Annotated in this window: 12 protein-coding genes; 6 read left to right on the top strand and 6 right to left on the bottom strand. The window is 75.6% G+C overall.

Annotation, left to right across the window (positions count from 1 at the left end; genetic code table 11):
* Positions 1 to 65: 65 nt before the first annotated feature.
* From ACI79I_RS01075 to ACI79I_RS01090, 4 genes are all read right to left on the bottom strand, one after another.
* Entirely contained in the window at positions 66 to 1649 is a 1584-nt protein-coding gene (locus ACI79I_RS01075) for a glycoside hydrolase family 13 protein (RefSeq protein WP_456990188.1), read from the bottom strand.
* Positions 1650 to 1745: 96 nt separating this feature from the next.
* Positions 1746 to 2171 (bottom strand): globin, encoded by a 426-nt coding sequence (locus ACI79I_RS01080; protein ID WP_456990191.1) that lies wholly within the window; start codon positions 2169 to 2171, stop codon positions 1746 to 1748.
* Positions 2168 to 3409: an MFS transporter gene (locus ACI79I_RS01085; RefSeq protein WP_456990192.1), complete on the bottom strand. Its 1242-nt coding sequence runs from the start codon at positions 3407 to 3409 to the stop codon at positions 2168 to 2170. Before ACI79I_RS01085 ends, ACI79I_RS01080 begins: the two co-directional genes overlap by 4 nt.
* A 77-nt stretch (positions 3410 to 3486) precedes the next feature.
* Positions 3487 to 4503: a mechanosensitive ion channel family protein gene (locus ACI79I_RS01090; RefSeq protein ID WP_456990194.1), complete on the bottom strand. Its 1017-nt coding sequence runs from the start codon at positions 4501 to 4503 to the stop codon at positions 3487 to 3489.
* A gap of 216 nt (positions 4504 to 4719) precedes the next feature.
* On the opposite strand from ACI79I_RS01090, the gene ACI79I_RS01095 reads away from it, so the two are divergent.
* Positions 4720 to 5679 carry an ABC transporter substrate-binding protein gene (locus ACI79I_RS01095; protein ID WP_456990196.1) on the top strand — a complete coding sequence of 320 codons (960 nt, stop codon included), beginning with the start codon at positions 4720 to 4722 and terminating at the stop codon, positions 5677 to 5679.
* Between the two features lie 109 nt (positions 5680 to 5788).
* Here ACI79I_RS01095 and ACI79I_RS01100 read toward each other — a convergent pair whose 3' ends face one another.
* Positions 5789 to 7858 (bottom strand): prolyl oligopeptidase family serine peptidase, encoded by a 2070-nt coding sequence (locus ACI79I_RS01100; RefSeq protein WP_456990198.1) that lies wholly within the window; start codon positions 7856 to 7858, stop codon positions 5789 to 5791.
* A 267-nt stretch (positions 7859 to 8125) separates the two neighbouring features.
* On the opposite strand from ACI79I_RS01100, the gene ACI79I_RS01105 reads away from it, so the two are divergent.
* Entirely contained in the window at positions 8126 to 8590 is a 465-nt protein-coding gene (locus tag ACI79I_RS01105; RefSeq protein WP_456990200.1) for an HNH endonuclease, read from the top strand.
* Positions 8591 to 8651: 61 nt separating this feature from the next.
* On the top strand, positions 8652 to 9509 hold the full coding sequence (locus ACI79I_RS01110; protein ID WP_456990202.1) for an SCO6745 family protein: 858 nt from the start codon (positions 8652 to 8654) through the stop codon (positions 9507 to 9509).
* A 69-nt stretch (positions 9510 to 9578) separates the two neighbouring features.
* Here the strand turns inward: ACI79I_RS01110 and kynU are convergent, their stop codons facing one another.
* Positions 9579 to 10835, bottom strand: a complete 1257-nt coding sequence (gene kynU / locus ACI79I_RS01115) for a kynureninase (RefSeq protein WP_456990204.1) — start codon at positions 10833 to 10835, stop codon at positions 9579 to 9581.
* A gap of 33 nt (positions 10836 to 10868) precedes the next feature.
* On the opposite strand from kynU, the gene ACI79I_RS01120 reads away from it, so the two are divergent.
* Genes ACI79I_RS01120 through ACI79I_RS01130 form a run of 3 tightly spaced genes read left to right on the top strand, consistent with a single transcriptional unit; the run spans position 10869 to position 13218 of the window.
* On the top strand, positions 10869 to 12293 hold the full coding sequence (locus ACI79I_RS01120; protein ID WP_456990206.1) for an amidase: 1425 nt from the start codon (positions 10869 to 10871) through the stop codon (positions 12291 to 12293).
* 37 nt (positions 12294 to 12330) lie between these two features.
* Positions 12331 to 12705: an aa3-type cytochrome oxidase subunit CtaJ gene (gene ctaJ, locus ACI79I_RS01125; RefSeq protein ID WP_456990208.1), complete on the top strand. Its 375-nt coding sequence runs from the start codon at positions 12331 to 12333 to the stop codon at positions 12703 to 12705.
* Positions 12706 to 12753: 48 nt separating this feature from the next.
* The gene (locus ACI79I_RS01130) at positions 12754 to 13218 is read left to right on the top strand and encodes a DUF5130 family protein (protein WP_456990210.1); all 465 of its coding nucleotides are present in this window, start codon (positions 12754 to 12756) and stop codon (positions 13216 to 13218) included.
* The last annotated feature ends 18 nt before the right edge of the window (positions 13219 to 13236 follow it).

The raw sequence follows: 13236 nt of genomic DNA on the forward strand, positions 1-13236 counted from the left end.
ACCCGCGCACGGGGTTGGCGCCTCCCGAACCCGGAGGCCGGGGAACGCCCCGGGGTCCTGCCCGCTCAGGCCCGCAGCCACACCGCCGCGTCGTCGGGCAGCGTCCCCGCCGCCACGTCGGCGCTGGCCAGCAGCACCTGGCCCTCGGGCAGCGGGACGGCGGCGCCGGAGACGTTGAGCAGGCACACCAGGCCGCCCGGACGGCGGAACGCGAGGCAGCCCTCCGGCGCGGGGAGCCACTCCAGCGACTCGCCCGCGAACGCGTCGGACCCCCGCCGCAGGCGCAGCGCCGTCCGGTACAGCGACAGCACCGAACCGGCGTCGGCGTCCTGCGCTGCCACGGTCAGCGCGCCCCAGCCCTCGGGCATCGGCAGCCAGGTGTCCCGGCGGGAGCTGAACCCGTAGGAGGGCTCGGTGCCCGACCACGGCACCGGGATGCGGCAGGCGTCGCGGCCTCGCTCGGTGTGGCCAGAGCGCTCCCAGATCGGGTCCTGCAGGGCCTCGTCGGGCAGGTCGACGTCGGGCATGCCGAGCTCGTCGCCGTTGTAGAGGTAGGCCGCCCCGGGCAGCGCCAGCTGGAGCAGCGGCGCGGCGCGCGCCCGGCGGGTGCCGAGCTCCCCGCCGCCGTAGCGGGTGACGTGGCGCGGACGGTCGTGGTTGGACAGCACCCAGCAGGCCGGGGCCGGGGTGCCCTCGACCGTGGCCAGGGAGTGGACGACGGCGTCCCGGAGCTCCTCGGCGGTCCAGTCGGCGGTGAGCAGCTTGAAGTTGAACGCCAGCTGCAGCTCGTCGGGACGCAGGTACTGGGCCAGCCGGTCGTCGTCGGAGACCCACACCTCACCCACGGCCATGGTGCCGGGGTGCTGGTCGAGCACCGCCCGGATCCGCCGGTGCACGTCGTGCACGCCGTCGTTGTCGAACCGGTGGTCCCCGGGGCCGTGGTCGTCGAGCAGGCCGGTGTCCTCCATCGGCTGCATGTCCGGCAGGTCCTCGGGCTTGGCCATGCCGTGGGCGACGTCGATGCGGAACCCGTCGACGCCGCGGTCGAGCCAGAACCGCATGGTCGTCTCGAGGTCGGCGAGCACCTCGGGGTTGGTGAAGTCCAGGTCCGGCTGCTCGGGCGCGAAGATGTGCAGGTACCACTGGCCGTCGGGCACCCGCGTCCAGGCGGGGCCGCCGAACACCGACGGCCAGTTGTTCGGCGGCTGCGCGCCGTCCGGGCCGCGGCCGTCGCGGAAGACGTACCGCGCCCGCTCCGGCGAGCCGGGGCCGGCGGCCAGCGCCGCCTGGAACCACTCGTGCTGGTGCGAGCTGTGGTTGGGGACCAGGTCGATGGTCACCCGGATGCCCGCGGCGTGCGCCTCGGCCAGCAGGGCGTCGAACTCCCCGAGGTCGCCGAAGGCGGGCTCGACGTCGCGCGGGTCGGCGACGTCGTAGCCGTGGTCGGCCATGGGGGAGGGGTAGAACGGCGTGATCCACAGCGCGTCGACGCCGAGCTCGACCAGGTGCGGCAGCCGCGCGCGGATGCCGGCCAGGTCGCCGACGCCGTCGCCGTTCCCGTCGGCGAAGCTGCGGATGTAGACCTGGTAGAAGACGGCGTCCCGCCACCAGTCGGCGTCGGTGCGGCGGGAGGTGGGAGCAGGGCTCACCGGGCTCCTCAGGAGAAGGACCTCGGCCTCCTCACCCCTCGCACGCTCGGGGTGGGTCTCGGGCCGAGGCCGGTGGACATCGGGGGAGCGCTCGCCTCAGGCGAGCGACAGGTCTCCGGGCGCGTCGTCGGGCCAGCGGTTCTGCATGCTGCGTGCCGCCATCTCCAGGTAACCCCAGAGCGTGGCGTCCTGCTCGGCGGACAGCTCCAGGGAGTCCACGGCGTCGCGCATGTGGGCCAGCCACGCGTCGCGCTCGGCCGGGCCGATGGCGAAGGGGGCGTGCCGCATGCGCAGCCGCGGGTGGCCGCGCTGCTGCGAGTAGGTGGTGGGACCGCCCCAGTACTGCTCCAGGAACCCGCGCAGGCGGGTCTCCGCGCCCTCCCAGTCGTCCTGGGGGTACAGCGGCGCGAGCACCGGGTCGGTGCGGACCCCGGCGTAGAAGCGGGCCACGAGCCGCTGGAAGGTCGGCGCGCCGCCGACCTCCTCGTAGAAGGTCCGCGCCGAGGGCAGGGAACGGCTCATGACGTCGATCGTCCCGCAGCCGCGGCGGCTGCTGCCACGTGACCCTGGGTACGTCCGTAGGCCACCAGCGGCTGGACGACGGCGACCAGCCCGACGCCTCCGACGAGCGCCACGACCGCGCCCGGCGACAGGCCCTCGGCGGCGAAGCCGGCGGCGAGCACGCCCAGCCCCTGCACGCCGTACAGCCCGCTGACCGCCACCCCGAAGGCCCGGCCGCGGAAGGCCTGCGGCACCGCCTGGACGAAGGCGACGTTGAGCGGGATCCCCCAGGCCGCACCGAGGCCGGCCACGAACATGAGCGCGACGACGAGGAGGTAGGCCCCGCGTCCCGGGTCGGCCCACAGCGCGACCAGCCCGGCCAGCGCGACCGGCGCCAGGGACAGCACCACCAGCCCCGGCACCAGGCGCTCCCTCCGGTCCTGGGTGACCGCGCGGGCGATGAGCAGCCCGCCGACGGTGACACCGAGCGGGTTGGCCGCGAGCAGCAGGCCGACCTGGGTGGCCCCCTGGCCGAGCTGGTCGACCAGGGGCGCGGCGACGCCCTCGGCCGCGTTGGCGAACAGGGTGCCGATCCAGGTCAGCGCGATGATGGCGCGCAGCCGCGGCGTCCGGCCGATCAGCCGCAGCCCCTCGGCCGCGTCCCGCCAGATTGACCGCGGCCGGTCCTCCCCGGGCGTGCCGGCGTCCGGAGCCGGTCGGCGCTCCAGCCGCGCCCACAGCCAGACCGCGGAGACGACGAAGGTGGCGGCGTCGAGCAGCAGCACCGTCGACGGGGAGAGCACCGCCACCAGGGCGCCGGCGAGCGCGAACCCGACCACCTGGGACACCTGGCCGGCGACGTTGGTCAGGGACGTGGCCACGGCGTAGCGGTCGCCGTCCAGGACGTCGGCCATGAGCGCGGAGCGGGCGGACTCGAACGGTGGTGCGCCCAGGGCCACCAGGAGCAGCAGCGCCAGCAGCACGGGCAGCGGGGTGCCGGGGATCGCCATGCCGGCGACCAGCAGGGCGCGGGCGACGTCGGTCGCGATGAGGACGCGGTGCCGGGGGAACCGGTCGGCGAGGGTGGACAGCAGCGGGCCGCCGAGCAGCCACGGCAGGTAGCTGATGCCGAAGGTGATCGCCGACAGCAGCGGGGAGGAGGTGCGCTGGTAGACCAGGACGGTCAGCGCCACGCGGGCCAGCTCGTCGCCGATCGTCGACAGCAGGTAGCTGCCGAACAGCGGCCGGTACTCCGGCACGGCGAAGACCTCGCGGAAGGTCGCCGGACGGGACGGACTGCCGCCGGCCGGGCCCCGGCCCGCCGGCGCGCCCGCGGTCAGGGGGCCCCCGCCCCGGCACCGGACACCGCGCTCAGTAACGGCAGCGGGGTCTTGATGCCCTCGAGCACGAAGCGCTCCTGGAGCCGCATGCGCAGCTCACGGCCGACGCGCCACTGGTCGGCGCTGGTGCTGCGCACCTGCAGCCGCATGACGACCCCCTCCGCGGTGATCTGCTCGGCACCGAGGGACTCGGGGGCGGCCAGGAGCGCCGGTGCCCACTCGGCCTCGGCGTACATCTCGTCGGCCACCTCCTGCATGACGGTGCGGCAGCGGTCCAGGTCCGTGTCGTGGGCGACCGGCATGTCGATGACCACCTGGGCGAAGCCCTGGCTCTTGTTGCCCACGCGGAGGATCTCGCCGTTGCGGGCGTACCAGACGACCCCGTTGACGTCCCGCAGCCGCGTGATGCGCAGCCCCACGGCCTCCACGGTGCCGTTGACCTCCCCGAGGTCGACGACGTCCCCGACGCCGTACTGGTCCTCCAGGATGATGCCGATCCCGGCGATGAAGTCCTTGACCAGGTTCTGCGCGCCGAAGCCCAGGGCCACGCCCACCACGCCGGCGCTGGCCAGGATCGGCGCCAGGTTGATGCCCAGCTCGCCGAGGACGAGCACCACGGCCATGCCGAGCACGACGATCGAGGAGGAGCTGCGCAGCACCGACCCGATCGCCTCGGCGCGCTGGGTGCGCCGGGCGGCGATCTGCTCGGCGGCGTCGCCGAGCGCGGTGGCGCGGGTGCGCCGGGTCCGCAGGATGGCCGGCACGGCGCCGCTGGCGGTGGAGTCGGTCAGCCGCCGGATGGCCCGGTGCGCCAGCGCCCGCACCAGCGTCGCGAGGACGACGATCAGCAGGATCTTGGCCGGCTTGGCGATGAGGGCCTGGGCGTTCTCGGCCAGCCAGTCCATCCCGAACCAGTCGTAGACCTTCTGGCAGAGCCAGTAGTCGGCGCAGTCGGGGACGGAGCCGGCCAGGCCGTCGTCGGCCGCGGCGAGCACGGAGGGTGACGCGTTCATCACGGGAAATACTCTCAGGTTCGCGGCCCGAGGGGCACCACCCGCGGGGGATCGGTCCCGCCCGGGAGCGTCGGCCACGATTCGGTAGCGGTTCCGACGGCCGTGTTGACGCGTGGTCGGCGCCGATCTGACGATCGCCGCCGACCATGCGTCGGTCGCGTGTCCGTCACGTGTCCGGCCGAGCAACACCGTGGAGGACCTGTGCGTCGTACGTGGATGGCCCTCGCCCTGGCGAGCACCGTGGTGCTCGCCGCCTGTGGGGGCGGGGACGAGGACTCCGGCGGTTCCGGTGGGGGCGGCGAGACCGGCCCCACCCAGATCCGGGTCGGCGCGATCCCGATCGTGGACGTCGCCGCGCTCTACCTCGGCATCGAGCAGGGCATCTTCGAGCGGCACGACCTCGAGGTCGAGCCGTTCCTCGCCCAGGGCGGCGCGGCGATCGTGCCCGCCGTCGTCAACGGGGAGGCCCAGTTCGGCTTCTCCAACATCACCAGCCTGCTGCAGGCCGAGGCCCGCGGCGTCCCGCTGGGCCTGGTCGCCCCCGGCCCCGGCGCGACCGGCAACGCCGAGGACGACTTCGCCGCCGTGGTCGTCCCGGCCGACAGCCCGATCCAGTCCTCGGCGGACCTCGCCGGCAAGCGGGTGGCGATCAACTCGATCAACAACATCAGCGACACCGTCGTCCGGGAGAGCGTGCGCCAGGCCGGCGGTGACCCCGAGAGCGTCGAGTTCGTCGAGATCCCCTTCCCGGACATGCCGGCCGCGGTGAGCACCGGCCAGGTCGACGCGGCCTTCGCCGTGGAGCCGTCGGCGACGGTCGGCGAGAGCCAGGGCCTGCGCCGGGTGTCGGCCCCCTACACCGAGACCGACGACGACCTGACCGTGGCCGGGTACTTCACCTCCGACCAGTACGCGGCGGAGAACCCCGACGTGGTGCAGCGGTTCGCCGACGCCATGATCGAGGCCCAGGAGTACGCGCAGGCCAACCCCGACCAGGTGCGCGCGGTGCTGGGCACCTACACCCAGATCAGCCCCGAGATCGCCCAGCAGCTGACCCTGCCGACCTTCCAGAGCGAGATCAACCGCGAGTCGGTCGAGAAGCTGCTGGAGCTCGGTGAGCAGGACGGGATCATCGAGGGCGACGTCGAGCTGGACAACATCTTCGTCGAGAACTGAGAGAGGACCCCCTGCCCCCCGCCACTCGCGAGCTCGCGGCGGGACCCTGCGGGGGGCCGCCGGCGGGCCGCGTCCCCTCCACCGCGGAGGGGGCGCGGCCCGCTGTCGTTCAGCCCTCGAGCCCGGTGTGGGCGGCGAGGAACGCCAGCTGGTCGGCGGCCAGCCCGACGGTGCGGCTGACCGCCCGCGCGCCGTGGCCGACCTCGGTCTCCCGGCGCAGCAGCACCGGCGCCGCCGAGCTGGTCGCGTGCTGGAGCGCCGCGGCGAGCTTGCGGGCGTGCAGCGGGTCGACGCGGGTGTCGGACTCGAAGGTCGTGAACAGCACCGCGGGGTAGGCGGTGCCCTCGACGACCCGGTGGTAGGGGGAGTAGCCGAGCAGCCAGCCCAGCTCGGTCGGGTCCTCGGCGGTGCCGTACTCGTCGTTCCAGGTCCGGCCGAGGCCGAAGCGCTCGTAGCGGACCATGTCCAGCAGCGGCGCGCTGCAGACGACGGCGGCGGCGAGGTCGGGCCGCTGGGTCAGGGTGGCCCCCACCAGCAGGCCGCCGTTGGAGCCGCCCATCACGGCCAGCTGCGGGTGCGTCGTCCAGCCCTCGGCGACCAGGTGCTCCCCGGCCGCGGCGAAGTCGTCGAACACGTTCTGCTTGCGCTCGCGCATCCCCGCGCGGTGCCACTCCTCGCCGTGCTCGGAGCCGCCGCGCAGGTTGGCCACCGCCCACACCCCGCCCGCGGCCACCCAGGCCAGCGCCTGTGCCGAGTAGGCCGGGGTGAGCGCGACGTTGAACCCGCCGTAGCCGTAGAGCACGGTGGGCCGGGGCCGGTCCGGCGTCCCGGTCGTGGAGAGGACGAACAGGTGCACCGGCGTGCCGTCGGCGGAGGTCGCGTGGGTCTCCACGACGCGCACCGCGGGCACCTCGCCGGCCACCGGGGCCCGCTCCCAGGTGGTCAGCTCCTCGGGGGCGCCGGTCTCCCACCGGTACACCGACGGCGGGGTGGCATGGTCGGTGTAGCCGATCCACGCGGTGGTCCCGCCCTCCGGCGGGGAGCTGACCCCGGAGATGCTGCCCGCGCCGGGCCGGGGCACCTCGGCGACGCGCCCGGACCCGTCCCCGGCCCACAGCGACAGCCGATCTGTGGCGTCCACCGAGTGGACGGCCAGGACCTGCAGGTCGCCGTCCGCGCCGTCGACGAGGGCGACGTCGGTCAGCACGGCGTCCTCCTGCTCGGGGACGACGTCCCGCCACGCCTCCGGCGCCCAGGTGCCCGGGTCCGCGGGGTCGGCGACGGCGAGCCGCCAGCGCGGGGTGCCGCGGTCGCTCATCAGCCAGAGCCGGCCGTCGCGGGCGACCCACGCCGCGGTCTGCGCGTCGACCCCCACCTGCAGCTCGCGCAGGACGCCGTCCCCGGCCAGGTCGGCCAGCCAGACGTCGTCCCGCGGAGCGGTGCCGACCGACGCGGAGACCACCAGCCAGCGGCCGTCCCGGCTGGTGCGGGCGCCGAAGTAGGTCGCGGGGTCGCTGCCCTCCCCGTGCACCAGCGCGTCACCGTCCGGGTCGGCGCCCACCCGGTGGCGCCACACCCGCCGGTGGAACTGCTCCTCCCCGGCGGGGACGAGGTCGGGGGCCAGCCGGCGGACGTAGAACAGCTCCTCGCCGCCGGGCAGCCAGGCGACCGGCGAGTACCGGCAGCGGTCGATCGGCCCGTCGAGCTGCTCGCCGCTGGCCACGTCGAGGACGTACAGCCGCGACTCCTCGTCGCCGCCGGTGGAGAGCTGGTAGGCCAACCGGTCGCCCTCCCAGGACGGCGACCACGCGTCGAGCGTGGTGGTGCCCGACGGGTCGATCGCCATCGGGTCGACCAGCACCCGGGTGCTGCCGTCGGGCTCGAGCACGCGGAGGACGGCGTGCTCCTGCCCGGGGTCGCGCCGCGTGGAGAACGCGCGGCCGGAGCGCCAGACCGGCACGCCGACCGCGCCGGCGTGCACCAGCTCCTCCAGCCGGGCGGCGAACCGGTCGCGCAGCGGCAGGCCGGCCAGCGCCTCGGCGGTCAGGGCGTCCTGGGCCTCGGTCCAGGCGACCGTGCGGGCGTCGTCGGGGTCCTCGAGCCAGCGGTAGGGATCGGCGACGGGGTGGCCGTGGAGGTGCTCGACGAGGTCGAGCCGGGGGGCGTCGGGGTAGCGCACCCGGGTCACGGTATCGAGGCGCTGGGCCGCTCCCGGCAGCGCGGATGCGCTGTCGCAGGTCAGAATGGGAGCGCCCACGGGTCGCACAGCACCCGGCGCGCGGCCCCGGGCGCTCGGAGGTGCCCTGTGCCGCGTTCCGCGTCAGGGTCGTCCGCCGGCCAGCCAGGTCAGCGGCGCGACCCACTCCCTCATCCACTCGCGCCCGCTCCCGCGCGGTCGACCACGGCCGCGACCCTGCTGCTCAACGCCACGTACGAGCCGTTGTGCGTGGTGTCCAGCCGCCGCGCCATCGTGCTCGTCCTCGCCGAGAAGGCCGTGTCGGTGGACAGCGCACCGGAGGTCGTCCACGCCGAGACGGTCGCCCTGCCGGTGCCGGTCGTGGTGCGGCTGACCCGGTACGTGCGCGTCCCCTACCCGGCGCAGGTGCCCCTGTCGCGGCGGGCGGTCTTCGCCCGGGACGGCTCCTCCTGCGTCTACTGCGGCGGATCGGCGACCAGCATCGACCACGTCGTCCCGCGCAGCCGCGGCGGCACCCACACCTGGGACAACGTGGTGGCGGCCTGCCGGCGGTGCAACCACACCAAGGCCGACCGGTCGCTGGCGGAACTCGGCTGGAAGCTCCCGCACCCGCCGCGGACCCCGAGCGGAGCCGCCTGGCGGCTGCTCGGCGCCCGCACCGTCGACCCCCGCTGGCGGGAGTGGCTCGGCGTGCCGGAGAGCGTGTCGGCGTGAGGGAGGACCCGCTGCCCCCCGCCGCCCGCACGCTCGCGGCCGGTCCCTGCACGGGGCCGGCATGACCTCGCCGGCCACGGCCCGGCGCCTGTGGGCGCTGGCGGAGCCCGTCCACGCGCTGACCTACTTCGCTGACGAGTGCCGGTCGGCCGCGGAGGCCGCCGGTCTGACCGGCTTCTGGTCCCCCTACTTCGCCATGCGTGCCGCCCCGCTGGGACCGGTCGGCCCCGAGGTCGTGACGGCGACCTTCTACAACTTCGCGCCGGCGTTCGTGGCCCGCCGGGTGCCGGCGGTCTGGCAGACCGTGACGCCGGAGCAGGCGCTCACCGCCCGGCTGGTCGGGGTGGACGCCGCGGTCCGCCGGGTGCTCGGGGAGGACTGGCGCGCCGCCGTCACGGAGGCGGCGGAGCTGGCCGGGGGAGCCGCCGCGGTGGTCGACCTGCCCGGGCGGCCGCTGGCCGCGGCCAACGCCGGACTGCCCGTCCCCGGCGACACGCACCTGGCCCTGTGGCAGTCGCTCACCACGCTGCGGGAGCACCGGGGCGACGGGCACAACGCGGCGCTGCTGCAGCGGGAGATCTCGGGGGTGGGCGCCCACGTGCTGGCCGCCGCCGCGGGCCGGACGGAGAAGGAGTGGCTCCTGCGCGCCCGCGGGTGGGACGCCGCCGCGTGGGACGCCGCCGCCGAGGACCTCGCCGCCCGCGGCTGGCTGGCCGGCGAGGAGCTCACCGCGGAGGGCGCCGCCATCGTGGCCGCGGTCGAGGCCGACACCGACCGGCTGGCGCTGGGCCCGTGGCAGGAGCTCGGCGCCGTGCGCTGCGACCGATTGGCCGAGCTGCTGGTGCCGCTGCGGCGGGCCGTCCTCGCCGCGGGGCTGTGGCCCGACCGCAACCCGATCGGCGTCCCCGACCCGGACTGACCAGCGGTATCGGAAGCGGAACCGTCGTCTGCCGGGCCGATACGCGGGTGTCGCTTCCGATACCGCTGGTCAGGTGACCCTGGTGCGCTCCACGGGGAAGGACTCGTGGGCGCCGGTCGACAGGATCTCCCGGGAGCAGGCCATCGCGTCCCACACGTCGACGAAGCGGGTGTAGAGCGGCGCGGGGCCCAGCCGCACGCGGTCGGGCGTGCGGAAGTCGGGGACCACACCGCGGGCCACGAGCGCCTGGGTCAGCTGCCAGGCCTGCGGGTGGGCGAGGGTGACGTGCGAGCCCCGGCGCGCCGGGTCCCGCGCCGAGGCCAGCGCGACGCCGTGCGGAGCCAGCCAGGCGTCGGCCAGGGCGACGGTCAGCTCGCCCAGCGCCCGGCCCTTGGCCGCCAGCCGCTCGATCCCGGCCTCGGCGACCAGGCGGGCGCCCACCTCGACCGGGGCCATCGCCACGACCGGCGGCGTCCCCACGCCGAACCGCTCGATCCCCGGCACCGGGTCGTAGACCGGGCCCATCGCGAACTGGTCCCGCTGGCCGAACCAGCCCCAGATCGGCTGGCGCAGCGACTCCTGCAGCTCGCGGCGCACGTAGAGGAAGGCCGGCGCGCCCGGCCCGCCGTTGAGGTACTTGTACGTGCAGCCCACGGCGAGGTCGGCGCCACTGGCGGTCAGGTCCAGCGGCACCGCGCCCGCGGCGTGGGAGAGGTCCCACAGCACCAGCGCGCCCACCTCCCTCGCGGCGCGCGTGACGGCGGCGACGTCGGCCCGCGCACCGGACCGGTAGGCGACGGCGGACAGGACGACGACGGCCACCCGCTCGTCGAGCGCCGCGGCCAGCACCGCGGGGTCCAGCCCCTCGTCGACGTCGGCCGCGATCTCCCGCACGGTCATGCCCCGCGCCTGTGCCACACCGGCCACGACGTAGCGGTCGGTGGGGAAGTCGTCGGCGCAGCAGACCAGCACGTCGCGGCCCGGCCGGGCGTCGGCCCCGGCCACGAGCAGCTTGTAGAGGTCCACCGACGTCGAGTCGCTCACCAGCACCTCGCCGGCCCGGGCGCCGAGCACCCCCTCGGCCAGCAGGTCGCCGATCCGGGTGGCCGCGCCGATCCACGACGACCACGAGCCGACCAGCCCGCGGGCCCACTCGTCCTCCACCACCCGGGCCAGCGCCGCGGGGGTCTCCCGCGGCATCCGCCCGAGCGAGTTGCCGTCGAGGTACAGCAGGCCGTCCTCGCCCGCACCGGCGAAGCGGCTCCGGAAGGCGGCCAGCGGGTCGGCCGCGTCGAGGGACTCGGCGTGTGCACGGGAGAGGTCCACGCCGTCCTGTGTACCGGTCTACCGTCCCGCACCGTGACCCAGTTGCACGACCTCACCGCCCTGGAGCAGGCCGCCGCCGTCCGCGCGCGGGAGGTCAGTCCGGTCGAGCTCGTCGAGCACGCGCTGCGGCGCATCGAGGACGTCGGCCCGGGGCTGGGCGCCTTCCTCACCGTCACCCCGGAGCGGGCGCTGACCGCGGCGCGGCGGGCCGAGCACCGGGTGGCGCGCGGCGGGGAGCTGCCCCCGCTGCTCGGCGTCCCGACCGCGATCAAGGACCTCAACAACACCGCAGGGGTCCGGACGACGTACGGCTGCACGGTCTTCGCCGACAACGTCCCCCGCATCGACGACCACGTGGTGACCGCCCTCGCCGCGGCCGGGACGATCAGCGTGGGCAAGACCAACACCCCCGAGTTCGGGTTCCCCTGCTACACCGACAACGCCCTCGCCGGTCCCGCGCTGTGCCCGTGGGACCGCACGCGGCTGGCCGGGGGGTCCAGCGGGGGAGCGGCGGTCGCGGTGGCCGCCGGGATGCTGCCGTTCGCGCAGGGCAGCGACGGCGGGGGCTCGATCCGGATCCCGGCCGGCGTCAACGGCCTGTTCGGCATCAAGCCCAGCCGCGGCCGGGTCAGCAACGGGCCGCTGGGCGCCGACGTGACCGGCCTGGGCACCAACGGGCCGATCGCGCGCACGGTGCGCGACGCCGCCGCCATGCTCGACGCGATGGCCGGCCCGGTCCCCGGGGACGCCACCTGGGCCCCACCGCCCCCGCCCGGCCAGACCTTCCTCGGCTACGCCGACCGCCCGGTGGGCCGGCTGCGGATCGGCCGGCACCTGGAGTCCCCGATGCCCGACGCCGTCCTCGAGCCGGAGGTGGCGGCCGCGTTCGAGGACGCCACCCGGCTGCTCACCGACCTCGGCCACGAGGTGGACGACGTCCCGGCCGGCCTGCTGGGTGCGGACGTGCTGGCGGCCTTCGAGCGGGCGTGGACGCTGTCGGGCACGCTGCTGCCGGTCCCGCCCGAGCGGGTGGGGGAGCTGCGGCCGCTCACCCGCGAGCTGCGCTCCCGCGGTCTGGCGCTGTCGGCCCAGGCGGCGATGGAGGCCCTGACCGCGCTGCGGCTGTTCTCCCGCCGCTTCCTCGAGGCGACCCGCCCGTTCGACGTCCTGCTGGCGCCGGTGACCACCCTGACGCCGCGGCCGGTGGGCTGGTTCGACGCCGACGGGGACGGCGCGGCCGACTTCGAGCGGCAGAAGCGCTACGCCGCGTTCACCGCCGTCTTCAACGTCACCGGACAGCCGGCGGTCAGCGTCCCGCTGCACTGGACCGACGGCGGTCTGCCGGTCGGCACCATGCTCGTCGGGCGCCCGGCCGACGAGGCGACCCTCATCGCGTTGTCCGCCCAGCTGGAGGCGGTCCGGCCCTGGGCGCACCGGCGCCCCGCCGGATGGGACTGACCAGGAGGGGTGCGACGGCTGCCGGTAGGTTGAGGGGGTGACCGTCGTCGAGACCATCCTCGTCTACGTGGGGGCCCCGCTGGCCGTGGTCCTGCTCCTCGCGCTCCTGACGCTCGTCCCGGGCGCGCGACGCCGCAAGGTCCGCTACAAGCCGGGTCAGCCGTGGGAGCACGAGCCCGTCTGGTACGAGCCGCACCCGCAGGGGGGTGGGCACGGCCCGACGGAGGCGCACGGCCCGGCTGCGGTCCCCGGGGACGGCACCACCGCGCTGGGCTCGTCGATGTACCCCGAGCAGCACGACGGGCCGGCGCACGACGGCGGGCACGGGCACGGCCGTGGGGCCACTGCTCTCCCGTCCGCGGCCGCGGTGGCCGCGGCCCGCCCCTACGGCGGCGCCCGCGGGACGTGGTGAGCGCATGACCCCCCTGATCCGCACCGAGAACGCCTCCGGAGGCCTGCGATGACCCGCGCGCTGGAAGCCACGTCGCACGACACGGCGACGTCGGCCGGTACCGCGGCGGCGCGGTCCGACGAGGCCGAGTCGCTCGACTCGATCTTCAGCTACCGCGAGCTGCTCCGCATCGACGAGGCGCTGACCATGTCCTCCCGGGAGACCGGGCTGCGGTTCACGCTCTACATCGGTGACCTCGGTGCCCAGACCCGCCAGCGCGCCGAGGGGCTGTTCGAGCGCTCCGGCGGCAACCTGGCCGAGTCGGTGCTGCTGGCCGTCTCGCCCGGGCAGCGGGTGATCGAGGTCGTCGTCGGCGCGGCGGCGTCCCGCCGGCTGCCCGACCGCGCCTGCGCCCTGGCGGTGCTGTCGATGACCAACTCCTTCGCCTCCGGCGACCTGGTGGGCGGCATCGTCAACGGCCTGCGCCAGCTGTCGGACCAGGCCGGCCACCCGCGGAGCCTGCGCACGCACTGAAGAAGGGCCCCGGTGCCC

Source organism: Geodermatophilus sp. SYSU D01105, from assembly GCF_054050095.1.